General features: G+C 61.7%; 21 protein-coding genes. 4 read left to right on the forward strand and 17 right to left on the reverse strand.

Features of this window, described 5'->3' with window-relative positions; translation table 11 throughout:
* Complete coding sequence (locus CPH57_RS13255) at positions 1–1,197, reverse strand: nicotinamide mononucleotide deamidase-related protein YfaY (protein WP_033651929.1); 1,197 nt, start codon at positions 1,195–1,197, stop codon at positions 1–3.
* 245 nt (positions 1,198–1,442) lie between these two features.
* Here CPH57_RS13255 and tyrP point away from each other — a divergent pair, with 245 nt between their 5' ends.
* Complete coding sequence (gene tyrP / locus CPH57_RS13260; RefSeq protein ID WP_004935940.1) at positions 1,443–2,651, forward strand: tyrosine transporter TyrP; 1,209 nt, start codon at positions 1,443–1,445, stop codon at positions 2,649–2,651.
* A gap of 61 nt (positions 2,652–2,712) precedes the next feature.
* Here tyrP and CPH57_RS13265 read toward each other — a convergent pair whose 3' ends face one another.
* Positions 2,713–3,252 carry a YfaZ family outer membrane protein gene (locus CPH57_RS13265; RefSeq protein WP_096242448.1) on the reverse strand — a complete coding sequence of 180 codons (540 nt, stop codon included), beginning with the start codon at positions 3,250–3,252 and terminating at the stop codon, positions 2,713–2,715.
* Positions 3,253–3,590: 338 nt separating this feature from the next.
* On the opposite strand from CPH57_RS13265, the gene katA reads away from it, so the two are divergent.
* Positions 3,591–5,027 (forward strand): catalase KatA, encoded by a 1,437-nt coding sequence (gene katA, locus CPH57_RS13270; protein WP_025303647.1) that lies wholly within the window; start codon positions 3,591–3,593, stop codon positions 5,025–5,027.
* Between the two features lie 44 nt (positions 5,028–5,071).
* Here katA and menE read toward each other — a convergent pair whose 3' ends face one another.
* From menE to idnO, 8 genes are all read right to left on the reverse strand, one after another.
* Complete coding sequence (menE, locus tag CPH57_RS13275; protein ID WP_096242449.1) at positions 5,072–6,457, reverse strand: o-succinylbenzoate--CoA ligase; 1,386 nt, start codon at positions 6,455–6,457, stop codon at positions 5,072–5,074.
* Entirely contained in the window at positions 6,445–7,428 is a 984-nt protein-coding gene (menC, locus tag CPH57_RS13280; protein ID WP_033643847.1) for an o-succinylbenzoate synthase, read from the reverse strand. The genes menE and menC overlap by 13 nt, the downstream gene beginning before the upstream one ends.
* Complete coding sequence (menB, locus tag CPH57_RS13285) at positions 7,428–8,285, reverse strand: 1,4-dihydroxy-2-naphthoyl-CoA synthase (protein ID WP_033639797.1); 858 nt, start codon at positions 8,283–8,285, stop codon at positions 7,428–7,430. The genes menC and menB overlap by 1 nt, the downstream gene beginning before the upstream one ends.
* 11 nt (positions 8,286–8,296) lie before the next feature.
* On the reverse strand, positions 8,297–9,067 hold the full coding sequence (gene menH, locus CPH57_RS13290) for a 2-succinyl-6-hydroxy-2,4-cyclohexadiene-1-carboxylate synthase (RefSeq protein WP_033643848.1): 771 nt from the start codon (positions 9,065–9,067) through the stop codon (positions 8,297–8,299).
* Positions 9,064–10,740: a 2-succinyl-5-enolpyruvyl-6-hydroxy-3-cyclohexene-1-carboxylic-acid synthase gene (gene menD / locus CPH57_RS13295; RefSeq protein WP_046687542.1), complete on the reverse strand. Its 1,677-nt coding sequence runs from the start codon at positions 10,738–10,740 to the stop codon at positions 9,064–9,066. The genes menH and menD overlap by 4 nt, the downstream gene beginning before the upstream one ends.
* Before the next feature lie 380 nt (positions 10,741–11,120).
* Positions 11,121–11,432, reverse strand: coding sequence for a stress response protein ElaB (gene elaB / locus CPH57_RS13300; protein ID WP_033643850.1), 312 nt, complete (start codon positions 11,430–11,432; stop codon positions 11,121–11,123).
* Between the two features lie 81 nt (positions 11,433–11,513).
* Positions 11,514–12,545 (reverse strand): L-idonate 5-dehydrogenase, encoded by a 1,032-nt coding sequence (gene idnD / locus CPH57_RS13305; protein WP_033643851.1) that lies wholly within the window; start codon positions 12,543–12,545, stop codon positions 11,514–11,516.
* Between the two features lie 23 nt (positions 12,546–12,568).
* Positions 12,569–13,333 (reverse strand): gluconate 5-dehydrogenase, encoded by a 765-nt coding sequence (idnO, locus tag CPH57_RS13310; protein ID WP_033643852.1) that lies wholly within the window; start codon positions 13,331–13,333, stop codon positions 12,569–12,571.
* A 268-nt stretch (positions 13,334–13,601) separates the two neighbouring features.
* Between idnO and CPH57_RS13315 the strand changes: the two genes are divergently transcribed.
* Positions 13,602–14,585 (forward strand): LacI family DNA-binding transcriptional regulator, encoded by a 984-nt coding sequence (locus tag CPH57_RS13315; protein ID WP_089197264.1) that lies wholly within the window; start codon positions 13,602–13,604, stop codon positions 14,583–14,585.
* On the opposite strand, the gene CPH57_RS13320 is transcribed toward CPH57_RS13315, so the two are convergent.
* Both CPH57_RS13320 and CPH57_RS13325 read right to left on the reverse strand, forming a co-directional pair.
* Entirely contained in the window at positions 14,565–15,074 is a 510-nt protein-coding gene (locus CPH57_RS13320) for a DUF1097 domain-containing protein (RefSeq protein WP_033643854.1), read from the reverse strand. The two genes, CPH57_RS13315 and CPH57_RS13320, sit on opposite strands and share 21 nt — an antisense overlap.
* A 130-nt stretch (positions 15,075–15,204) precedes the next feature.
* On the reverse strand, positions 15,205–16,440 hold the full coding sequence (locus CPH57_RS13325; RefSeq protein ID WP_033651937.1) for an MFS transporter: 1,236 nt from the start codon (positions 16,438–16,440) through the stop codon (positions 15,205–15,207).
* A 288-nt stretch (positions 16,441–16,728) separates the two neighbouring features.
* Between CPH57_RS13325 and CPH57_RS13330 the strand changes: the two genes are divergently transcribed.
* Complete coding sequence (locus CPH57_RS13330; RefSeq protein ID WP_047574272.1) at positions 16,729–17,604, forward strand: LysR family transcriptional regulator; 876 nt, start codon at positions 16,729–16,731, stop codon at positions 17,602–17,604.
* A 59-nt stretch (positions 17,605–17,663) separates the two neighbouring features.
* On the opposite strand, the gene nuoN is transcribed toward CPH57_RS13330, so the two are convergent.
* The 5 genes from nuoN to nuoJ form a co-directional block, all read right to left on the reverse strand.
* Entirely contained in the window at positions 17,664–19,121 is a 1,458-nt protein-coding gene (gene nuoN, locus CPH57_RS13335; protein WP_033635324.1) for an NADH-quinone oxidoreductase subunit NuoN, read from the reverse strand.
* Between the two features lie 6 nt (positions 19,122–19,127).
* A complete protein-coding gene (gene nuoM / locus CPH57_RS13340) occupies positions 19,128–20,657 on the reverse strand; it encodes an NADH-quinone oxidoreductase subunit M (protein ID WP_033643857.1) in 1,530 nt (509 codons plus the stop codon).
* Positions 20,658–20,752: 95 nt separating this feature from the next.
* Positions 20,753–22,600, reverse strand: a complete 1,848-nt coding sequence (gene nuoL, locus CPH57_RS13345) for an NADH-quinone oxidoreductase subunit L (RefSeq protein ID WP_004936005.1) — start codon at positions 22,598–22,600, stop codon at positions 20,753–20,755.
* Positions 22,597–22,899: an NADH-quinone oxidoreductase subunit NuoK gene (gene nuoK, locus CPH57_RS13350; protein WP_004936014.1), complete on the reverse strand. Its 303-nt coding sequence runs from the start codon at positions 22,897–22,899 to the stop codon at positions 22,597–22,599. Before nuoK ends, nuoL begins: the two co-directional genes overlap by 4 nt.
* Entirely contained in the window at positions 22,896–23,453 is a 558-nt protein-coding gene (nuoJ, locus tag CPH57_RS13355) for an NADH-quinone oxidoreductase subunit J (protein ID WP_019453717.1), read from the reverse strand. The genes nuoK and nuoJ overlap by 4 nt, the downstream gene beginning before the upstream one ends.
* Positions 23,454–23,457 lie beyond the last annotated feature (4 nt).

The raw sequence follows: 23,457 nt of genomic DNA on the forward strand, positions 1-23,457 counted from the left end.
TCACTCGATAATTTCCACCACCTCCAGCCAGGCGTTTTTACCGCACGCCTGGCCCCCATTCAGCCAACGGCGCAGCATATCCAGCGCCAGCATCGCCACCGACTCCTGCCGCAGCCGCAGCCCGTGGCGCGACGCGCGATAACGCACGGTCTGGCCAATCCCGCCGCGCGGCGTGTGCAGCGCAATGCTCACCTGCTCATCGCGCATGGCGCTGACCGCCAACGCCAACGGCGCGCCGGTCAATTCCGCCAGCGAGCGGGCGCGCGCCAGCGTCGTTTCCAGCGTTTCGATGCAGTGGGCCGGCAGCAGCTCTCCCCCCGCCAGCGGCGCGCCTTCGCTCTGCAGCTGCAGGTTGATCAAGCCGCCGCTGAATTGCTCGCTCAACGCCAGCTTCAGCCCTTGCTGATTCAGGCGCTGCGTCAGCGTCGCCGGCAACCCGACGGTGCCTTCGAAGATGCAGTTGTCCCCCGCTACCTCGCGCACGCGTCGCCAGGCCAGCTCCATCTCCGCGCGCCGGCTTTCCGGCCCGGTCAACTTCAGCTCAATGATCGGGCTGGACGAGCGGTAACCCAGCACCACGTCCGGCGGCAGCGGCAGGCTGTCCAGTTCGGCGGCCAGATCGCTCTCGGAGGTACCGAACGTCGTCAGACGCAGGCACAGCGGCGGCGCCGGCAAAGTGAAGCGCTGGCGCAGACGCGGCACGATCTGCTGTTCGACCATCACTTTGAATTCCGAAGGCACGCCGGGGGTGAAGAACATCAGGCATTGGTTCAGCTGCAACGCGAAACCGCAGGCGGTGCCCACCGGGTTATCCAGCATTTCTGCATTGGCCGGGATCTGCGCCTGCTTGCGGTTGGAAGGGGCCATCGGCCGCCCGCGCTCGGCGAAATAGGCTTCCATGCGCGCCAGCCAGTCAGCCCGTTCAATCAGCTCTACGCCGCAGGCTTTCGCGGCGGCCAGCGCGCTCAAATCGTCGCTGGTCGGCCCCAGGCCGCCGTTGACGATCAGCACATCGGCGATATGGCTGCGTTCCTGCAGGATCTCGATCAAAGCAGAGAGGCTGTCCCCTACCGTTTCCCGCCCGCTCATCGGCACGCCCTGCTGGAACAGGTAGTCCGCCAGCCAGGCGGCGTTGGTATCAATAATTTGCCCGTGCAGCACCTCATCGCCGGTGCTGAGCATCTCCACCCTTAACATTGATCTCTCCCACATTTTTTGGTCATTCCACTATAGAAGCCCGTAAATAACTTTTCACTAGCCGCCGTCGGATTATTTCCGCCATCGCGTCGTTCATCATGCGCCATGCCGCTCGCAAGGTTGTAAACTTTAATTTACAATGCGCGTAACGCCGGTTTGACACAAATTAGGGCTTCCACTATCCTGCCATCCTCATAAATCGTTACCTATAATTTTCAAAATCTTTCGGCTGGTAGAGAAAAAACGTGAAGAATCGCACTCTTGGCAGTGTTTTTATCGTGGCGGGCACCACCATTGGCGCCGGGATGCTGGCGATGCCGCTGGCGGCGGCCGGCGTCGGTTTCGGCGTCACGCTGGCCTTACTGGTCGGGCTGTGGCTGTTGATGTGTTACACCGCGCTGTTACTGGTGGAGGTTTACCAGCATGAGCAGGCGGATACCGGTCTGGGCACGCTCGCCAAACGTTATCTCGGCGGCGGCGGCCAGTGGCTGACCAGCTTTAGCATGATGTTCCTGATGTACGCCCTCACCGCCGCCTACATTAGCGGCGCCGGCGAACTGCTCGCCACCAGCATCAGCCAATGGACATCGCAGGACTTCCCGGTGTCGCTCGGCGTCCTGCTGTTCACCCTGGTGGCCGGCGGCGTGGTGTGCATCGGCACCCACTCGGTCGACTTGTTCAACCGCATCCTGTTCAGCGCGAAAGTGGTGTTTCTGGTGGTGATGCTCGGCCTGATGTTGCCGAATATCCACCAGACCAATCTGATGACGTTGCCGCTGGAGCAAGGTCTGGCGTTATCGGCCATTCCGGTGATCTTCACCTCATTCGGCTTCCACGGTAGCGTGCCGAGCATCGTCAACTACATGGGCGGCAACATTCGCAAACTGCGTTGGGTGTTTATCATCGGCAGCGCCATCCCGCTGATCGCCTATATCTTCTGGCAGCTAGCGACGTTGGGCAGCATCAGCTCTGACACCTTCGTCGGCATTCTGGCGCAGCAGGCCGGGCTGAATGGCCTGTTGCAGGCGGTGCGTGATGCAGTAGCTTCACCGCACGTTGAACTGGCGGTGCACCTGTTCGCCGATCTGGCGCTGGCGACCTCGTTCCTCGGCGTTGCGCTTGGGCTGTTCGATTTCCTGGCTGACCTGTTCAAGCGGCAAGATAACGTGCGTGGCCGCCTGCAAACCGGCGCCATCACCTTCCTGCCGCCGCTGGCCTTCGCGCTGTTTTATCCGCGTGGTTTCGTGCTGGCGTTGGGTTTCGCCGCCATCGCCCTGTCGGTGCTGGCGCTACTGCTGCCTTCGCTGTTGGTGTGGAAAACTCGCCAAAAGCATCAGGCACAATATCGCGTCTGGGGCGGCACCCCTGCGCTGGCGCTGGTGTTTGTCTGTGGGGTAACGGTGATCGCCATCCAACTGGGCATCGCCAGCGGCATGCTGCCGGCGGTCGGGTAAGCGACGAAAGACAAAGAATGATAAAGAGAAAGGGGCCGCAATGGCCCCTTTTTGCTGAGCGTCAGAAGCTCAGACCGACACCGACATAAGGGCCATCGGCCAGGGTGTTGTCGCGACGCCCGTCTTTGCCTTCCATCTGCATGTAACGGTAGCCCACGTCCACGCTCAGCGGACGGAACTTCCAGCGCAGGCCGCCGCTGGCTTCGTTATAGGCCTTCACGCCGCTGGTGAAAGACTCAGGGGCAAAGTAACCTTCGCCGTGCAGGCTGAAGTAACGGTTAATTTCCCACTCCAGGCCGCCGCCCAGCGCCACCGCCCCGCCGCTTTTCCCGTCTTTCGGGCTGAGGTACAGCGCTTTGGCGCCCACGGTCGCCGTCAACGGCCCCAGCGGCACGCCGAAGTTCAACCCCACGCTGCCGACGTTGCCGTCGTGGTCGCTGCGCGCCCAGTTGCCGGTCAGGTCCAGACCTGAAGAGCCGGTGCTCATACCAACGCCCAGGTTGGTGTAGTGTTGCCCGGCTTCGCCCGACACGCTGATGGCGTTCGCCGCGCCGGTCACAAACAGCAATCCTGCCGCGCACGCGACCCAAGTCTTTTTCATCATCTTTCCCTCTGGTTTGTCATCCGTACCGAATGATCGAATCAACGCAAAATAATAACGTCATGAGTCTATACCAAAGCGCAATGAGTATTTAAGGGATAAAAGCGAAAAAATTCTTCAATAATCAAATAAATGTAAAAATTTGCAAACAAAAATCCATATTCGTCAAGGCGATGCCAACGATAACCGAGACCTATTTGCCGTCGCTCGGCAATAGGGCTACAACTAGTAGTGGCTTTGACCAAGGTCAGGGGAAGAAGCCCCGCCAAAGGACTATGCTGATGAACGCTTAAACCGCCCGAGTCTTTACTTAACTGCACTACGATAAGGAGCAAGTGATGAGCAAGAAAGGACTGACCACCGCAGCCGGCGCCCCGGTTGTCGATAACAATAACGTGATCACCGCGGGCAAACGCGGCCCGATGCTGTTGCAGGACGTGTGGTTCCTGGAAAAACTGGCCCACTTCGACCGCGAGGTCATCCCCGAGCGCCGCATGCACGCCAAAGGATCCGGCGCCTACGGCACCTTTACCGTCACCCATGACATCACCCGCTACACGCGTGCCAAGATCTTCTCCGAAATCGGTAAGCAGACCGACATGTTTATCCGCTTCTCCACCGTCGCCGGTGAGCGCGGCGCGGCCGACGCCGAACGCGACATTCGCGGTTTCGCCATGAAGTTCTATACCGAAGAAGGCAACTGGGATTTGGTGGGTAACGATACGCCGGTGTTCTATCTGCGCGATCCGCTGAAATTCCCCGATCTCAACCACGTGGTAAAACGCGATCCGCATACCAACCTGCGCAACCCAGTCTACAAGTGGGACTTCTTCTCCCACCTGCCGGAGTCGTTGCACCAGCTGACCATCGACTTCAGCGATCGCGGCATTCCGAAATCCTACCGTCACATGCACGGTTTCGGCAGCCACACCTTCAGCTTTATCAATGCCGCCAACGAACGTTTCTGGGTGAAATTCCACTTCCGCTGCGAACAAGGCATTGAAAACCTGATGGATGAAGAAGCGGAAGCGATCATCGCCAAGGATCGCGAAAGCTCACAGCGCGATCTGTTCGACGCGATCAAACGCGGCGACTTCCCGCGCTGGAAGCTGCAAATTCAGATCATGCCGGAACACGAAGCCTCGCAGACGCCGTATAACCCGTTCGATCTGACCAAGGTGTGGCCGCACGGCGACTACCCGCTGATCGACGTCGGCTATTTCGAGCTGAACCGCAACCCCGACAACTACTTCTCAGAAGTTGAGCAGGTGGCGATGAACCCCGCCAACGTAGTGCCGGGCATCAGTTTCTCGCCGGATAAAATGCTGCAGGGCCGCCTGTTCTCCTATGGCGATGCGCACCGCTACCGCCTGGGCGTCAACCACCACCAAATCCCGGTTAACGGCGCCAAATGCCCGTTCCACAACTACCATCGCGACGGCGCGATGCGCGTGGACGGCAACAGCGGCAACGGCGCCACCTACGAACCGAACAGCTTCGGCCTGTTCCAGGAGCAGCCGGACTTCAGCGAGCCGCCGCTGAGCATTGAGGGCGCGGCCGACCACTGGAATCATCGTGAAGACGACGATTACTACAGCCAGCCGCGCGCGCTGTTCAACCTGCTGAGCGCCGAAGAGCACCAGCGCATGTTCACCCGCATCGCCGGCGAACTGTCGCAGGTGCCGGAACACATCCAGCGCCGTCAGGTCGAGCTGTTCACCAAGGTGCACCCGGACTACGGCGCCGGCGTCGCCAAGGCGTTGGGGCTGAAATAATCCCCCTGCCATCATTCACTCAGCCGCCCTTACGGGCGGCTTTTTTATGCCTGAGAGAGACGCTGCGCCACCCACTGCTGCAACTGGCGGCGCGAAATCTTGATGCCGCCGTTTTTCAGCTCGTCAGGCAGCGGAAGCAATGCCGTCGGGCGTTGGAAATTGGCGAGCTTATCCTGCGACCAGGCGAGCAGCGTCGCCAGCGACAGCGACGGATCGCCGTCGATCACCGCCACCGGCCGCTGACCGAATTCGGCGTCCGCCACCGGCACCACAAACGCCTGCGTGATCTGCGGATGCGCCGCCAGCACGCGTTCGATATCTTCCGGCTGCACCCCTTCGCCGCCGCTGAAAAACAGGTTGTCCAGCCGGCCGAGAATTCGCAGTTCCCCCTCGATCATCGCGCCGCGATCGCGGGTCGGGAACCAGCCCTGCTCATCGGCCAACGGCTGCAGATGGCCATGACGCCAGTAGCCAAGCGCCAGGCTGTCGGCGCGGATCCAGACCTCTTCATCCACCAGTTTTACCTCGCGGCCGCCGAGCGGCAGGCCGACACCCGCCCGCGCATCGGCGCGCTTGGCGCACACCGTGGAGGCCAGTTCGGTCAGCCCGTAGCCGCACCAGCAACGGATCCCCGCCGCCTCCGCCCGTTCGGTCAGTTCCACCGGGATCATCGCGCCGCCGAGCAGCACCGCCTTCAGCGTCATGCCCGCCAGCGGTTGCGCCAGCAGCCGCCACAGCTGGGTCGGCACCAACGAGGCATGCGTGCATCCCGCCAACGCCTCGTTCAGCGGGTGCATCTCGCGCACCGCCAACCGGGCGCCCGCCGCCAGCCAGCGCCAGACAATGCCCTGTCCGGAGACGTGAAACAGCGGCAATGACAGCAGCCAGCAATCCTCGCGCTGAAACGCCATCAGCCCCAACACCCCGGCGGCGCTGGCCAGATGGTTGGCATAGCTGTGTGCGGCCGCTTTCGGCATGCCGCTGGAACCGGAGGTCAACGTCAGCGTCGCCAGACGCTGCGCATCCCACGTCGGCAGGTCTGGCCAACGCGGCTCGGTCGACGGCGGGGTCAATCGAATCACGTCTTCCGGCAGCGCCGGCAACGAGTCCGGGCCGAAGACAAAGGTCATATCCAATTCCGGCAATAGCTGCGCCAGCAGCGGCGTCGGCAAGGCGGGATTGAGCGGCAACAGGCGTGCGCCGCACTGCAACAGCGCCAGATAGGCCAGCAGCAGTGGATAGCTGTTTTTACCGCACAGCGCCACGCCGCAGCCCGGTTCAACGCCCTGATGCTGGAAATCCGCCGCCAGCTCATCCACCTGGCTCTGCAACGCCAGCCAGTTCAGCGGTTGTTCACCGAGCATCAGCGCCGTCGCCTGCGGCTGAGTGCGCGCCCAGTGTCGCCACGGCCAATCGTTCAACGGCGCCATAGGCACTCCAGCGCCGAGACATCCAGCAGCGGCAACGCGCTGCCCGGCCACGGGCGCAGCACCTGCGCCTGCATCAACCCCAGCGTGTCCAGGCCCGGCACGGTATCCGGCGTCAGCCAATGGGCGATGCGCGCCAGCTGGGTCAACCCCAGGCTGGATTCGAGGCTGGAGCTGATCACCGCCGTCAGGCCCGCCGCGTGCGCCTGCGCCACCAGCGTCTGGCAACGCGCCAGGCTGCCGACCAGCGTCGGCTTGATCACGATGGCCGCCACGCCCGGCTCGGCCTGCACCACAAAGTCCGCCTCCCGCACGCTCTCATCCCAGGCGATGGCGATACCGGTCGCCCGGGCGAAGTCGCGCGATTCATCACGGGTCTTGCAGGGCTCTTCCAGGAAGGCGATGCGATCGCGCCACGCCGGGTTAACGTACCTGGCGAAGCCGTCGGCCTTGGCGCGGGTCCAGCTGCGGTTGGCGTCCAGCCGCAGCCGCAGATCCGGCAGTGCCTCCAGCAACACGTTGACGATCATGCCGTCCCGCACCGCCTCATACAGCCCCACCTTCACCTTGGCGACTTTCTCGCCCGGCAAAGCGCTCAATGTCTCGAACAGCTCATCCGGATCGCCGGTGCACAGCGGCGCCTTGCGAAAATCCGCCTGCATCGGCAAACGCTGCTCCAGCTCGGCCTGCGCACAGCTGAGCCCAAAGGCCACCGAGGGCAGCGCGCTGTGCTCCGGTTCGTTGCCCGCCAACCACGCCTGCAGCCAGCCCAACGCGGCCTGTTCGGCCTGCGCCGGCGTTTCCCGGCTGAATTCCGGCAGCGGCGCGATCTCGCCCCAACCTTCACGCTCGCCCTGACACAGCTGCACCACCCATCCGTCACGCGTTTTCAACCGTTGATTGCGCAGCACCACGCCCGCCTCCATCGGCAGGCTGTAACGGTATAGCGCCGCGCTGCGGTTTGCCCCGCTCATTACGGGTTACGCTTGAATTTGCTGAAGTCCGGTTGGCGCTTCTCGTTGAACGCGTTGCGCCCTTCCTGCCCTTCGTCGGTCATGTAGAACAGCATGGTGGCGTTGCCCGCCAGCTCCTGCAAACCAGCCTGGCCGTCGCAGTCGGCATTCAGCGCCGCCTTCAGGCAGCGCAGCGCCATCGGGCTGTTCTGCAGCATTTCGCGGCACCAGCGCACCGTCTCTTTTTCCAGATCGGCCAGCGGCACGACGGTATTGACCAGGCCCATGTCCAGCGCGGCGGCGGCGTCGTACTGGCGGCACAGGAACCAGATTTCGCGCGCCTTCTTCTGGCCGACGATGCGCGCCATGTAAGACGCGCCCCAGCCGCCGTCGAACGAGCCCACTTTCGGGCCGGTCTGGCCGAAGATGGCGTTATCCGCCGCGATGGTCAGATCGCACATCATGTGCAGCACGTGGCCGCCGCCGATCGAATAGCCGGCCACCATCGCCACCACCGGCTTCGGGCAGGTGCGGATCTGGCGCTGGAAGTCCAGCACGTTGAGGTGATGTACGCCGCTGTCGTCGCGATAGCCGCCGTAGTCGCCGCGCACTTTCTGATCGCCGCCGGAGCAGAAGGCCTTATCGCCGGCGCCGGTCAGAATAATGACGCCGATGCCGTCGTCGTAACGGGCGTTGGCCAGCGCGTCGATCATCTCTTTGACCGTTTGCGGACGAAACGCGTTGCGCACCTGCGGCCGGTTGATGGTGATTTTGGCGATGCCGTCGGCGGACTTGTGATACAGAATGTCTTCGAAATCGCCGGTGCAATCCTGCCAGGCGATAGCGGCATACAGGTGTTCTTCATTCGGATAAAGCATGTTCGGTTCCTTTAACCAGGGTTAACGAGAAAGGTCTGCAGCTCGGCGACGAAATCCTGCGGATTGGCCAGATGCGCGTTGTGGCCGGCCTGCGGCACGATGCGCAACGGCAACCCGGCGTCGCGCGCCAGCCGTTGAAATTTGGGGTCGTTCTCACCACACAGCACCCGCAGCGGCACGGTCAGTTGGCGCAGCTGCGGCGCCAGATAAGGCTGTCTCCCGAGCGAGGTGGCTTCGAGCATGTCGGCAATCGCCGGGCCACTGTTGACCGAACGCGCGGCGATCAGCGCCTGGCGGTGCACATGGCTAAGCTCTTTGAACACCGGTTGCTGATACCAGTCCGCCAGGACTTCGGCAATCGGCTCACTGCGAAAACGCGCCGCCCATCGCGCATCCTGCTCGCAACGATCGCGGCGCTGTTGTTCGTCCTCAAGCCCCGGGTTGCCGCCCTCGACGATCACGCCTTGCAGGCCGTCATGGCGGCCGTGGCAAGCGTGATACATGGCGATGCGCCCGCCGAGCGAGTAGCCCACCAACCAATAACGTTCAATATTGCGCAGTTGCAGGGTCGCGGCGATTTGCGCGCTGATGTCGTCGAAGCCGCGGCAGCTCACCGCCACGGAATCGCCGTGGCCGGGCAGATCGATGGCCAGCGACGGCCATTCCGGGCAACGCGCGGCGATCACCCGCCATTCATTGTTGTTGCCCAGCAGGCCGTGCAGCCATACCAGCCACGGACGCCCCGCTTCGCCCTGTTGCAAAATTCGCGTCGCCAGCATCATTGCACCGCCATCTGTTGTACCAGGAATTGCAGACTCTCGGCCCCTGCGCTCGGCGACACCTGCAGTTCTATCAGCGTGGCGCCGCCGCGCCGCCAGCCTTGCTCAACCGCCTGTTGCAGTTGGCGCCAGTTTTCCGGCCGCGCGTAGTCAAGCTGGAACATCGCCGCCGCGTGGCTGAACTCGACGTTCTGCGGCATGCAGTAAAAGCGTTGGCGCTCCTCGTCCGGCGTCGGCAACAGCGAGAAAATTTGGCCGCCGTTGTTATTGACGACGATCAGCACCGTCGGCGCCGAACAGTGGCGCAACAACGCCAGCGCATTGAGGTCATACAACGCGGAAAGGTCGCCCACCATCGCCAACGTCGGCCTGGCGGTGGCGCGCTGTACGCCGGCGGCGGTGGAAATCAGACCGTCGATGCCGCTGGCGCCGCGGTTGCTGAATACCGGGTAAGCGACAGGCAGCGTGGTTAACGCGTCGATCAGTCGCACCACCAGGCTGTTGCCGAGAAACAGCTGGCCGTTCTCCGGCAGCAGTTCCGGCAGGCGGTGCGCCAGCTGCGCTTCGCCAAAGTTATCGTGCAGATGCGTGGACGCCGCCGTCAGCGCCTTATCCGCCAAGACCGCCAGCCCGGCGGCCCACGGCGCGCGCGGTTGCGCCGGATGCTGCGCCAACCACTGCGCCACCCCGGCACGCAGACGCCGCCCCCGGTGCTGGGCCGGATCGAGCCGCCCCGGCAGCTCGTCGATGACCCAATACTCTTCCGGCCGACACTGCGCCTGCCACTGCAGCAAGCGTTTACCGGTCAGACTGCCGCCGAACTGCACCACCAGCTGCGCGTCTTGCAACACGCGCTGCGCCTGCGGATGAGCGAGCCATAAATCGGCGCAGGGCAGCGGTTGCCCGGTCTGCGACAGCACATCGCCGATCAGCGGCCAGCCCAGCGTCTCGGCCCAGTCGGCCACCTGTGCGCCCTCTTCCGCGCTCATGCGGCCAGCCAGCACCACGCCGCGTTTTTGCCGCCAGAAGAACCAGTCCGGCTGCGGCACTGGCGCCGCACGCGTCTCGCTTTCCTGCAGCCAAGGCCGATCGCTCTGCCACCAGTCGCCCAGCGCGGCGGACCAATCGGCATACTGACGTTCATCGCCGCCGTACAGCGGTTCGGCGAACGGGCAGTTAATATGCAACGCGCCGTGCTGCAGGCGCGCCATCGCGCTGTCGACGCTGGAGGCCAGCCACGCGGCCGGAATATCCGGCGTAGGACGCGGCAGATCGATCGCCAACGTCGGGTGGCTGCTGTAGAGGCCGTTTTGACGGATCGCCTGATTGGCGCCGCAGTCGATCAGTTCCGGCGGCCGATCGGCGGTGAGAAACACCAGCCGCTCACCGGTCAGGCCGGCCTCGATTAAAGCCGGGTAAAGGTTCGCCGCCGCGGTACCGGACGTGACAATCACCGCTACCGGCTCACGCGCCGCCTTCGCCAGCCCAAGCGCCAAATGGCCAAGCCCGCGTTCATCAAAGTGGGTATGACAGATAAAAGATCGGTTGGCCGCAGCGGCCAGCGTCAACGGCGTGGAGCGCGATCCCGGAGCGATACAAACATGCCGCACCCCATGGCGGGCCAGCGCCTCGAGCAGCACAGCCGCCCACCGGCGATTAAAAACACTTGTCGACATAGTTCGCTCACAAGTCAGTTAGCAGAGATCGTCCCCGGCGCAGCCGACGGACGCCGCGCCTGTAGTTACGCTCTGTATTATATGAGGTGTTATTTTCACGGCTTTTGCGCCAGCGCAAAAACGCCGTATATCCCTGGGTGTTTACACCAGATAATTATTTGATTTAGAACAAAAAACAAACAATAAATACACAAACACTTTACACCTGCGGCGACATGGCCTCAATTCGTCCGCACAAAAAACAGGGGAATAGCGCCCCGCCTGCGGCGGCTAGCGGAAAGTATAGGCGGGATATGGAAGAACTATCGGAGAAACAGCGGGATGAAGCACACAGTCTGCAGAAAAGAACGAGGCGGCTTGCGCCGCCCCTGGGGCGTGATTTATTTGCGGGCCAGCAGCAGCCCCAGCACCAGCCCGACGGTGGCGCCGATGCCCACGCTGTGCCAGGGTTTATCCCGCACATAGTCGTCGGTGCGGTGCACCGCTTCTTTGGCGCGGGCATAGTAGGATTCGCCGGTGTTCACCCAGCGCGCCTTGACCTCACTCAGCGCCTGCTCGGCGTGCGACTTGATGTCGATGTAGGCCTGATCCGCGCGATCGCCGCTGTATTGCAACACTTCTTCCAGCGTTTCGGTCAGCATTCTCAGATCGTCATCCAGCGTAGTTTGCTCAGCATCCGTATGTCTTGCCATCGTGAGATCTCCGTGGTTGAAAAATTAAGCGTTCCTACACTATAGACAACGATCGTCACCTGCGGCCATCGGACTTTTACCCTAAAACACTAATTGCACCTTGGCGGCCTGGCGCTTGTCACCGGCAAACTCCAGCGCCTGCGCCAGTTGGTCCCCGGCGAACTCCGCCGACAGCAGCGGCAGCGGATCGACCACATCGCCGGCCAGCCAGGCCACCGCCAGCGCGAATTCCTCCACGAAGCGGAAGGAGCCGAGCAGATTCAACTCCTTGGCGATCAACAGCATCAGCGGGAAATCAGGGAAGCTGCCGCCCATCCCGACCTGCACGACGGTGCCCTTGGCGCGCGTGACTTCCAGGCAGCGCTGCAGCGACGTCGGATGCCCTGCTGCCTCGAAAGCGATGTCGAAATAGCCTTTGTGTTGCTGATATACGCTGAAATCGTCGTCTGCGGCATGCAGACAGCGATCCGCCCCCATCTGGCCGGCGAGCGCCAGACAGCGCGGGCTGAGATCGGCGCAGACGATCTCGGCGGCGCCCAGCGCTTTCAGCGCCGCCACCAGCAAACAGCCGATCGGGCCGACGCCGGACACGAAAACCGTTTTACCCTTCACCGCGCCGGGCTGTTTCGCCGCGTGGATCGCCACCGCCAGCGGTTCGGCGAATACCATCACCCTGTCGTCGCGATCGGCGGCGTAAGGAATGCACTGCGCGCTATCCACCACCTTGTATTGGGTGAAAGCGCCGTCGACGTGCGGGAAATACATCGCGCTGCCGAAAAAGCGCATCTCGACGCACTGATTGCTTTGCTGCGCCAGACAATATTTGCACTGCCCGCAGGGTTTGCTGGGATTGAGCGCCACCTTCTGCCCGATCGCCAGCTGCGGCGAATCGCTGGCGACCACCTCGCCGATCGCCTCGTGGCCCAGCACCATCGGCTGGCGTACCTGAAAATTGCCGACCTTCCCTTCCTGAAAGTAATGCAGATCCGAGCCGCAGATGCCGCCGCGGCGGATTTTCACCAGCGTGCCCTGCCCCTGATAATTCACTTCTTGCGCGATCACCGCCACGTCTCGTTTGCCGTTAACCATGCAGGACTGGGTTTGAATTTTCATCTCAACACTCCACGAAAGAGGGATTACACCGCGGCGGACATGCCGCCATCGACAAACAGCAGCTGCCCGTTGACGAAGCTGGAAGCGTCGGCGGCCAGGAACACCGCCGCGCCGATCAGCTCCTGCGGATCCCCCCAACGCGCGGCGGGCGTGCGCTGGGTTAGCCAGGCGGTAAAGGCCGGGTCGTCGGCCAACGCCTGTGTCATCTCGGTTTTGAAATAGCCGGGGGCAATGCCGTTGACCTGAATGTTGTAACGCGCCAACTCCACGCACATGCCGCGCGTCAGCATTTTCACCGCCCCTTTGGACGCCGCGTAAGGGGTGATGGTGTCCCGCCCCAGCTCGCTTTGCATCGAGCCGATATTGACTATCTTGCCGCGCCGGCGCGGCACCATGTAACGGGCCACGGTCTGCGACACGATGAAGACCGCCTTCTGGTTGACGGCGATGATGTCGTCCCAGTCTTGCTCCGGGAACTCGGTGAAGGGATGACGGCGCTGGATGCCGGCGTTGTTGATCAACACGTCTATCGCGCCGATGTCCGTTTCGATACGGCCGATGGCGGCATGCACCGCCTGAGAGTCGGTGACGTCGAACGCCGCCGCGTCGGCGCGCAGCCCCTCTTCGCGCAGGCGATCGGCGGCGTGCCGGGCATGTTCTTCGGTGGTGGCGTTGACCAGAATATGCGCGCCTTGCTGCGCCAGGCCGCGCGCCAGCAGAAAACCGATGCCGCGCGAGGCGCCGGTGATCAAGACGGTTTTGTTATCCAGAGAAAACAGGTTGTTCATGGTAATTCCCGGCCTTCAGGCCTCCAATCGGACAGGCCTCTATCTCAGCCGATTGTTACCGGTAAAAACGTGATGGAAATCACTGAAAATAATGTTACGAAACCCTGTTACCCTTAACGTGAACTCACGCAGACAGCGAGAGAACAAAACCAACCTATCAAATTGAAAAATAGCCACTTTCAATAAAATCGCATGCGTTGTTATCACCAAATCGATTTGTTAACATACCGCTATCCCCCCTTGCCGCGCCGCCCGTTAAGGCTACCGAATGAAACACCCCCGCGTAACGCTACAGGACATCGCGCAATTGGCCGGCGTGACCAAAATGACCGTCAGCCGTTTTCTGCGCACGCCGGACAAAGTGGCGGCCGACACCGCTGAACGCATTGCGCAGGTCATGCGGGAGCTGAACATCACTGACGCCGATACCGCACAGGCCGGCAGAAAACCGCGCATCGGCGTGTTGATCCCCTCTTTCAATAACCAGATTTTCGCCGATCTGCTGGCCGGCATCGAATCCGTCACCCAGGCGCGGGGTTACCAAACGCTGGTGGTGAACTACGATTACAGCCCGCAGCGGGAAGAAGAGCAGATTGCACAGCTGCTGGCTTATCCAATCGCCGGGCTAATCCTCACCGATTCGGCGCACACCTTGCGCGCTGAGACCTATCTCGCCGCCGCGAAAATTCCCATCGCGCAGGTGATGGATCTCGACGCGCCGCCGGGGCGGATCGCGGTGGGATTCGACAATGAACAGGCGGGGTATGACATGACCGCCGCGCTGCAGGCCAGCGGCAAACGCCATATCGTTTACTTTGGCGCCATGTCCGACGCCCGCGACATTAAACGTTACCAGGGTTACTGCCGCGCCATGGCGGCTCAGGGGCAAACGCCGCGCCAGATCACGCCGCATCGGGTCTCATCGGTTTCGATCGGCGCCGACATGCTGGCAATGGCGCGCGAACGCTACCCGCAGTTGGACGGTATCCTGTGCACCAACGACGATTTGGCGGTAGGCGTGTTGCAGGCCTGCCTGCGTCTCGGCGTGCGCGTGCCGCAGGAGGTTGCGCTATCGGGTTTTCACGGTCTGGATATCGGCCAGGCGACCACGCCGGGCATCGCCAGCGTGATCACGCCGCGCTTTGAGATGGGTAAGGCCGCCAGTGAACTGTTGCTGCAGCGGATCGCGGGCGAGCCCTGCGCCGAGCGTCTCGATCTGCACTACCGCCTCTCACTCGGCGGCACCGTTTGAGCCGGCATGCCGGCTGACCGGCTGTGCGGCGCGGGCTTTTTCGCTGCGCGCCGCCCACCACAGCCCGCTGTTTTTCATCGCATAGCCGAATAGCAGGCCCACCAGCAAAGAGAGCGTCACCAGCGGCCAGTCGCCGCCGCCGGCGAAGGTCGCACAGGCGCCGATAAAGGTGCCGGGCACGAACCCCAGCCATTGCTGTTTGGCCTGTATGCACATCAAGAACGCCACGGCGCCGGTCAGCAGATACCCCAGCAAATTCCATTGCGGCGCCAGTTCGCTGCCGTGGATGATGACCATTGCCCAGAAAACGCCGCTGCAGCAGGTCAACGCGCCGATCAACAGCCCTTTCAGGCCGCCCTGCGGGCAGGCGAAATAGGCCGTGCAGCCGAGAAAACCGGCCCAACCGATCAGGCCCAGACTAACGGCAACCCATCCCCAAACGCCGGACAGGATCCCGGTGGTGACGGCAATGGCGAAAAGAACGTTCATAAAGTGACCTGCAGCAAAAAGAAAGCGCGCAGTTTACCCGAAAACAGGCCAATTTATGCGATACAAATCACATCATAAATGTAATTAAAGAATCATTAATTATAAAAAATAGATATTCATCACAAAATAATTAGCAAGGGAACCCCACCCGGGACGTTTTCCATGCCAGCAACAGGCACACTGCGCTGCTGCTCAAGAACAGCAAATGGGTCGCCTGCTGCAGATCGACGCGATCGACCACCACGCCCAGCAAGATCGGCACCCAGTTGGCGATATAAGCGATAACGTAAAACAGAGAAAGCAAACGCGCATGGCTGGTCGGCGGCGAAATCAAGTTCACCAGGGTCGCGCTGCCGACGAAAATGGCGCCGTAAGCATAGCCGGCCACCACCAGCCCCACCGCCGCCAGCCCCAGAGAATGCCACTGGATCGCCATGGCGAACACCACTGCCGCCAGCACCTGCGCCAGGCAACCGAACAACAGCGAATGACGGGCGTTAACGCGGCGGCTCAGGATCTGGCTGATGCCGGCGATCAGCAGATACACCGCAATCGCATAGCCAAAGACGCCACGCTGGTGCATGCCTAACAGCGTTTCCGCCACGCCGGGGCCGATTGCCAAAATACTGGCGGCCAGCGCCCAACAGACAAACAGCGCGCCGGCGCACACAAAGAATTTACCGCCGGTAGCGCGCAGGCCATCGAGCAGCGTGCTTTTTTCCTGTTCGGCCGGCGCAGCGCGGGCCGGCGACGCAACCTGGCCACGCGGCCACAGCAGCATGACGCCCAACGCCGCCATGGCGGCAATGGCCATGATGAAAACGAACGGCAGCGTCGTAGGATGAAAACCGGTCTGCAAAGCGATGCCGCTGAAGATCGGCCCCAGCGCTAATCCGGTGGTGAATGACAGCGTTGCGATTAACGCCGCGCTTTTACCGCCGTCGCGCGGCCCAAACCGCACCAACGCGATGTTCGCCGCGCCGGTCAGCGCCCCGGTGCCTACCCCGGCCAGCAGCCGCGCCATCAGCATCATGGCAAAGGTATCAGCCAGCGCGAACAGCAGCGCGCCGCTCAACACCACCAGCAACGCCGGCACGATCATGCTGCGTAAATCCTTTACTTTGCCGGCCAGATTGCCGACGCCGAACAAAGAGATCAGCACGCCGGCGGCATAGGCGCCGTAGATGACGGTCAGACTGACCGAGCTTAGCGCAAGCTGCTGCTGATACAGCGGATAAAGCGGCGTCGGCGCGCTGCTGTTCAGCAATGCCGACATCAAAGCCAGCGCCAGGAACAGTAAAATGGCCGTGCGCGACGCCCGTGCGTTTGCTGGCGCCGCGTCCTGGATCGCGGTATTTTCTGACATGCTTCCACTCCCAAAGTCGGCAGGCGGCGGCCTGCCATCGTCGTCTTTCCTCACCCGGTCTGCCGGGAACGGCGCTTATCATAGCGTTACGACGACGGGCGAAGTATCGTCAAGAATGAATCACCCTGATGCATTCTTGCATCACCGGAGAAATAACCGCCGATGTGCGTGCCGTTGACCGTCTTTCTCTCCCTCCAGGCGGAACAACGCTTTATGATAGATACCGGTATCGTTCGCCCGGCCCGCACTGCTCCCCTGGCGCCGACAAATCTGCAGAGAGGAAATGGCATGATGAATTGGGATGACGCGCGCTTCTTTCTGGCCGTCGCACGCTGCGGCACGTTACGTAAAGCCGCCAACCAGCTGCAGGTTGATCAAGCGACCGTCGGCCGACGTCTCACCGCCCTGGAAAACTCGCTGGGTTCGAAATTGTTTATCCGCACGCCAAAATCCTTCTCCCTCAGCCCGCTGGGTGAATCCATGCTGGCGGACATGATGAAGATGGAAAATGCCGTGCAGGCGATCGCTCGCAAAGCCGCCGGCGGCGACGAAAGTCTGTGCGGCAACGTGCGCATCGCCACCACCGATACCCTGGCCGAAGCCTTCGTGATACCGGCGCTGCAAGATCTGCGGCAACGCTATCCGGCCATCACCGTCACGCTGTTGACGGCGCTGAACATCACCGATATCGCTTACCACAGCGCGGATCTGGCGATCCGCGGCGCGCGCCCCGATGACGATGAGCTGATCATCAAACGCTTAGCCACTATCGAAATGGGCCTGTACGCCAGCCCGCATTATCTGGCGCAACGCGGCATGCCGGTCAAAGGCGAGCAGCTGCGCGGCCACGATCTGCTGATGTTCCCGCGCGAACTGGTGCCGCGCCACTGGAGCAATTTCGGCGGCGAGACCCTGTTCGAGCCCAACGCCGTGCTGCAATGCAATTCGCAGCTGTTGTTACGTTCGGCCACCCGCAGCGGGCTGGGCATCGGGCTGCTCTTGTCGTGCTTGGCCGACCACGACCCGGAACTGGTGCGCCTCTTTCCCGAGAGCAAAGACTGGGTGGATATCTGGCTGGTGCTGCACCCCGATTTGCAACGCGCCGCTCGCGTGCGCGCGGTGGTGCAGGCGCTGGAAACGTCGTTTAGCGCCCATTACGACTGAGTGCCGTTTCTCCATAAAAAAAGGCCGCCGAAGCGACCTTTTTACCGTCTGAAGCGTTATCAGAACGTCGGCTGAGCCATCTGCACCAGCGAAATCAGCGGCTGAGGATAAACCCCCAACAGCAGCACCAGCGCGGCTGAGATCAGCACCACGACGCCACCGGCGGTCAACGCCCAGTTGTTCGGGGTGTCGCGCTGCAGCGATTCCGGCGCGCTGAGGAACAGACTGACGGTCACGCGCAGGTAGTAATACAGGCCGATGGCGCTGCCTACCACGACTGCGCCGGTCAGCCACCACAGGTGCGCGCTGACGCCCATCGCGATCACGAAGAACTTACCGATAAAGCCCAGCGTCATCGGGATACCGGCCAGCGACAGCATCATCACCGTCATTACCGCGGACAAGATTGGCTTGTGCCAGAACAGACCACGGTAAGAGAACAGCGAATCCGCATCCGGGCCGCGGTATGGGCTGGACATCAGGCTGACCACGCCGAAGGCGCCCAGGCTGCTGAACAGGTAACCGGCCAGATAAACGCCGGCGGTTTCCAGCGACAGCTGATGGGTTTGCACCGCAATCAGCGCCACCAGCAGGTAGCCCAGATGAGCGATCGACGAGTAGCCCAGCAGACGCTTGATGTTGGTCTGGCTGATGGCCATCAGGTTACCGAACAAGATGGAGCAGAACGCGATGATCGACAATACCATGCGCAGCGCTTCGTTGTCGGCGGCCGGGGCATATAGGAACAGACGCATCACGACCGCAAAGATCGCGATCTTGCTGGCGGTCGCCAGGAAGGTCGAGACCGGCGCAGGCGCGCCCTGATAAACGTCCGGCGTCCACAGTTGGAACGGCACCAGCGACAGCTTGAAGCCCAGACCGACGATCATCATGCCCATGCCGGCCAGGATCAGCGGCTGGTGCATCATGTTTTCCTGCAGGCTCTTGCCGAGGCCGGCCAGCGACAGATCGCCGGATTCGGCGTACAGCAGCGCCATGCCGAACAGCAGGAACGACGACGCGGCGGCGGACAGCAGCATGTACTTGATGGCGGCTTCCAGCGGGCGCTTCTGGCGGTAGGCGTAGCCCACCAGGCCGAACAGCGGCAGCGAGATCAGCTCGATACCGATGAACAGCGAAGCCAGATGGTTGGCGCTCGCCAGCAGGATGCCGCCCATGGCGGCGATCAGCACCAGCAGGTAGAACTCTTCGCGGTTATCCGGATAGCCGACCAGCCACGGATACGCGAAGGTGCAGGTCGCCAGACTCGCCAGCAGCACCAGCCCGGTGTAGAACATCGAGTAGCCGTCAACCCGCAGCAGCGGGGTGACGTCCATTGGGCCTGCCTGGCCGACAAAGTACAGCGAAAGCAGCGCCAGGTTGAGACCGATCACGGTCAGGGTGGCGTTGATAAAGTGGTCGCGTCGCCACGCAATGCCTAGCATCACAACCACCACCGTCAATCCGACGATCAACAGCGGCAGCAGTGCGATCAGTTGTTGAGGAGTTATTGTCATGGCGAATTACGGCCTTGTTGTTGAAATTGCTGAAACTGACGAACCAAACCAGTGTTGCACGTTGCTCATCGCCGCGTTGGAAGTATCCAGAATCGGCTGCGGGTAAACCCCCAGCAGAACCAGCAACACCACCAGCAGCAGAATGATGAACAGTTCGCGCGCGGTCATGCCCTGCAGCGGCTGGTCGGATTTAGGCGCACCGTAGTAAGCGCGCTGCATCATGATCAGCGAGTAAACCGAAGCGAACACCAGACCGAAGGTGGAGATCACGGTGATCACCGGCACCACCTGGTAGCTGCCGAACAGAATCATGAATTCGCCGACGAAGTTACCGGTACCCGGCATCCCCAGCGTAGCCACAGCGAAGAACAGCGACAGCGCAGGGATGAACTTGATGCGCCCCCACAGGCCGCCCATCTGACGCATGTCGCGCGTATGCAGACGTTCATACAGCTGGCCGCAGATGATAAACATGCCGGCGGCGGACAGGCCGTGCGCGATCATCTGGATAACCGCGCCCTGGTAAGCCAGCTGGCTGCCGGTGTAGATGGCGATCAGCACGAAGCCCATGTGCGATACCGAGGTGTAAGCGATAAGGCGCTTAATGTCGGTCTGCGCGAACGCCATCCAGGCGCCGTAGAAGATGCCGATCACGCCCAGCCACATGGCGATTGGCGCGAACTCGTGCGAAGCCTCAGGGAACAGCGGCAGGCTGAAACGCAGCAGGCCGTAGGCCGCGGTTTTCAGCAAGATGCCCGCCAGGTCGACGGAACCTGCGGTTGGCGCCTGGCTGTGCGCATCCGGCAACCAGCCATGCAGCGGCACCACCGGCATTTTCACCGCGAAGGCGATGAAGAAGCCCAGCATCAGCATATATTGCACGTTGTGGGACATCGGCGTTTGCAGCAGGTCTTCGTAATCGAAGGTCCACACGCCGGTGGCGTTATAGTGCACGAACACCAGGCCCAGGATCGCAATCAGCATCACCAGACCGCTGGCCTGGGTGTAGATGAAGAACTTGGTCGCCGCGGTGATGCGGGTTTTACCGTCCGACGCCTTGTGACCCCACAGCGCGATCAGGAAGTACATCGGCACCAACATCATTTCCCAGAAGAAGAAGAACAGGAACATGTCGATGGCGAGGAACACGCCGATAACGCCGCCCAGGATCCACAGCAGGTTGAGGTGGAAGAAGCCCTGATACTTCTGGATTTCACGCCAGGAACAGAGGATCGCCAGCACGCCCAGCAGACCGGTCAACACCACCATCAGCAGCGACAGACCGTCCAGCGCCAGGTGGATGGAGATGCCGAAGCGCGGGATCCACGGCAGCAGGAATTCGCTCTGCCACTGCGGAATGCCTTTCGGCGTGGTCAATGTATAGCCGCCCTGCATCCACAGCTGCAGAGAGAGCGCCAACGTCAGCCCCATTGCGATCAGCGCTATCCAGCGCGGCACCTTAGTACCGAAGCGCTCAAGCTGCCAGCACAGCAGACCGCCGATAAAGGGGATAAGAATTAGCCAAGGTAATAGCATGGCGTTTTGTGTCCCTTATACGAATAATTTCAAACTTTGTACGTAGCGCCTGCCCGGCGCTACGCCCGAAAAATGCGTCTGTTTAAATTATTCAATTAAACCAAAATCAACAGAGCCAATACGACCACTGCACCCACACCCATAGACGCTATATACCAACGCACCTGACCGTTCTCGCTCACCGTCAGACCGCGGTTCCCCCAGCGGGAGAAGACGGCCGGCAGGTTCATCAGCGAGTTCAGCGGATCGCGTTGCAGCAGCTTCGCAATGCCCAGGTACGGCTTGACGAACACTTTGTCATACAGCCAGTCGAAGCCCCAGGCATGGAACCACCAGGTCGAGAAGAAACGACCCGGCGCGCTGTTGGCGATGCTGTTGACCAGGCTGCGTTTGCCCAGCCACAGCGCGGCCGCCAGCAGAATGCCGACGATAGCCACCACGCCGGAGGTGATTTCAAGCCGCAGCACGCTGCCGTGCGCCAGCTCGGTGGTCTCCGGCAGCACGCCCTGCAACGGCGGCACGATCATCGCGCCGACGAAGGTGGACAGCACCAGCAGAACCAGCAGTGGCAAGTGGTGAGTGATGCCTTTACCGGCATGCGCTTTGATTTTCTCTTCGCCATGGAACACGATGAAAATCATACGGAAGGTGTACAGCGAGGTCATGAACGCACCGACCAGGCCGGCAACCATCAGGTTGATGTGGCCGTTGGCCATCGCGCCCGCCAGGATCTCGTCCTTACTGAAGAAGCCGGCCGTGACCAGCGGCAACGCAGACAGCGCCGCGCCGCCCACCAGGAAGCAGACGTACACCAGCGGGATGCTCTTGCGCAGACCGCCCATCTTGAAGATGTTTTGCTCGTGGTGGCAAGCCAGGATCACCGAACCGGACGACAGGAACAGCAGCGCCTTGAAGAACGCGTGGGTCATCAGGTGGAAGATCGCCGCGTCCCATGCCTGCACGCCCAGCGCCAGGAACATGTAACCGATCTGGCTCATGGTGGAGTAAGCGAGCACGCGCTTGATGTCGGTCTGCACCAGCGCGGCGAAGCCGGCCAGCAGCAGAGTGACCGCACCGACGATGCCCACCAGGTGCAGCACTTCCGGCGCCATCAGGAACAGGCCGTGCGTGCGGGCGATCAGATAGACGCCCGCGGTCACCATGGTCGCCGCGTGGATCAGTGCGGAAACCGGGGTTGGGCCCGCCATCGCGTCCGCCAACCAGGTTTGCAACGGCAGCTGCGCCGATTTGCCGACCGCGCCGCCCAGCAGCATCAGGGTCGCCCAGGTGATGGCCGTGTCGCCCACCGCCAGTTTCTGCGGCGCCAGGATCATCAGCTCGCGGATGTTCAGCGTGCCCAGCTCGTTGTAGAGGATGAACAGCGCGAACGCCAGGAACACGTCGCCCACGCGGGTCACGATAAAGGCTTTCATCGCCGCCGCGCCGTTGGCCGGATCTTTGTAGTAGAAACCGATCAACAGGTAGCTGCACAGGCCCACGCCTTCCCAACCCAGGTACATCAACAGCAGGTTGTCCGCCAGCACCAATACCACCATGCTGGCGATAAACAGGTTGGTGTAAGCGAAGAAGCGCGAATAGCCCTCTTCACCGCGCATGTACCAGGAAGCGAACATGTGGATGAAGAAGCCGACGCCGGTGACCACCGACAGCATGGTCAGCGACAGGCCGTCCAGCACCAGGGTCACGCCGATATTGAAGTTGCCGACGGCCATCCAGGTCCACAGGCTTTGCTCGAACAGCTGCACGCCGGCGGCTTTCTGGGCGAAGAAATCCATCGCCACATACACCGTGACCAGCGCAGCCAGGCCGATAGAACCCACGCCGACGGTGGCCGCCGTGTTTTCAGACCAACGACCGCGGGAAAATGCCAACAGCAGGAACCCGATCAGCGGTAGCAGAATTGTTAAATATAATAGGTTCATCCGCGCATCTCACTGACAGTATCAATATTCAGGGTATGACGACGACGGTAGAGCTGCAGCAGCAGCGCCAGGCCGATACTGGCCTCGGCTGCCGCCAGGCTGATCGCCAGGATGTACATCACCTGTCCGTCCGCCTGGCCCCAGTAGCTTCCCGCCACGATAAACGCCAACGCCGCAGCGTTGATCATCACTTCCAGGCTGATCAGCATAAACAGCAGGTTGCGGCGCACCAGCAGCCCGGTCAGCCCGAGCACAAACAGGATAGCCGCCAGGATCAGGCCATGTTGAAGAGGGATCATGCTTGCTCCTCCGATTTTCTTCTCGCCATTTCGCCACTCGCCGGCGCGTTGCTCAGCACCTCTCCAGGCTTGTGCTCGCGGCCGATATGGAAGGCGACAACCAGACCCGCCAACAGCAGCATTGAAGCCAGCTCAACCGCCAGTACGTAAGGCCCGAACAGGCTGATGCCCACCGCCTTCGCGTCGACCATCTCACCGCTGATACCCTGATCGGATACGCTGCGGATCGCGACGATCAATACCACCAGCAGCGCCAGCGACAGCAGGCCAGGCCCGATCCACACCGTCGGCTTCATCCAGTCGCGCTCTTGCTGCTGCACGTTGCCGAGGTTCAGCATCATCACCACGAACACGAACAGCACCATGATGGCGCCCGCATAAACGATGATTTCCAACGCGGCGGCAAAGTAGGCGCCGAGAGAGAAGAAGACTGCCGAGATCGCCAATAACGAGACGATCAGATACAGCAGCGCATGCACAGGGTTGGTATGGGTGATCACGCGAATCGTCGCGGCCACCGCAATCAAACCTGCCAGATAAAATGCAATTTCCATGCTT

This window comes from Serratia sp. JKS000199 (assembly GCF_900215455.1).
Lineage (GTDB): Bacteria > Pseudomonadota > Gammaproteobacteria > Enterobacterales > Enterobacteriaceae > Serratia > Serratia ureilytica.

Coding starts and splice junctions, on each gene's coding strand:
- CPH57_RS13255 (WP_033651929.1), bottom strand. CDS start 1,197: ATGTTAAGGGTGGAGATGCTCAGCACCGGCGATGAGGTGCTGCACGGG.
- CPH57_RS13265 (WP_096242448.1), bottom strand. CDS start 3,252: ATGAAAAAGACTTGGGTCGCGTGCGCGGCAGGATTGCTGTTTGTGACC.
- katA (WP_025303647.1), top strand. CDS start 3,591: ATGAGCAAGAAAGGACTGACCACCGCAGCCGGCGCCCCGGTTGTCGAT.
- menE (WP_096242449.1), bottom strand. CDS start 6,457: ATGGCGCCGTTGAACGATTGGCCGTGGCGACACTGGGCGCGCACTCAG.
- menC (WP_033643847.1), bottom strand. CDS start 7,428: ATGAGCGGGGCAAACCGCAGCGCGGCGCTATACCGTTACAGCCTGCCG.
- menB (WP_033639797.1), bottom strand. CDS start 8,285: ATGCTTTATCCGAATGAAGAACACCTGTATGCCGCTATCGCCTGGCAG.
- menH (WP_033643848.1), bottom strand. CDS start 9,067: ATGATGCTGGCGACGCGAATTTTGCAACAGGGCGAAGCGGGGCGTCCG.
- menD (WP_046687542.1), bottom strand. CDS start 10,740: ATGTCGACAAGTGTTTTTAATCGCCGGTGGGCGGCTGTGCTGCTCGAG.
- elaB (WP_033643850.1), bottom strand. CDS start 11,432: ATGGCAAGACATACGGATGCTGAGCAAACTACGCTGGATGACGATCTG.
- idnD (WP_033643851.1), bottom strand. CDS start 12,545: ATGAAAATTCAAACCCAGTCCTGCATGGTTAACGGCAAACGAGACGTG.
- idnO (WP_033643852.1), bottom strand. CDS start 13,333: ATGAACAACCTGTTTTCTCTGGATAACAAAACCGTCTTGATCACCGGC.
- CPH57_RS13315 (WP_089197264.1), top strand. CDS start 13,602: ATGAAACACCCCCGCGTAACGCTACAGGACATCGCGCAATTGGCCGGC.
- CPH57_RS13320 (WP_033643854.1), bottom strand. CDS start 15,074: ATGAACGTTCTTTTCGCCATTGCCGTCACCACCGGGATCCTGTCCGGC.
- CPH57_RS13325 (WP_033651937.1), bottom strand. CDS start 16,440: ATGTCAGAAAATACCGCGATCCAGGACGCGGCGCCAGCAAACGCACGG.
- CPH57_RS13330 (WP_047574272.1), top strand. CDS start 16,729: ATGATGAATTGGGATGACGCGCGCTTCTTTCTGGCCGTCGCACGCTGC.
- nuoN (WP_033635324.1), bottom strand. CDS start 19,121: ATGACAATAACTCCTCAACAACTGATCGCACTGCTGCCGCTGTTGATC.
- nuoM (WP_033643857.1), bottom strand. CDS start 20,657: ATGCTATTACCTTGGCTAATTCTTATCCCCTTTATCGGCGGTCTGCTG.
- nuoL (WP_004936005.1), bottom strand. CDS start 22,600: ATGAACCTATTATATTTAACAATTCTGCTACCGCTGATCGGGTTCCTG.
- nuoK (WP_004936014.1), bottom strand. CDS start 22,899: ATGATCCCTCTTCAACATGGCCTGATCCTGGCGGCTATCCTGTTTGTG.
- nuoJ (WP_019453717.1), bottom strand. CDS start 23,453: ATGGAAATTGCATTTTATCTGGCAGGTTTGATTGCGGTGGCCGCGACG.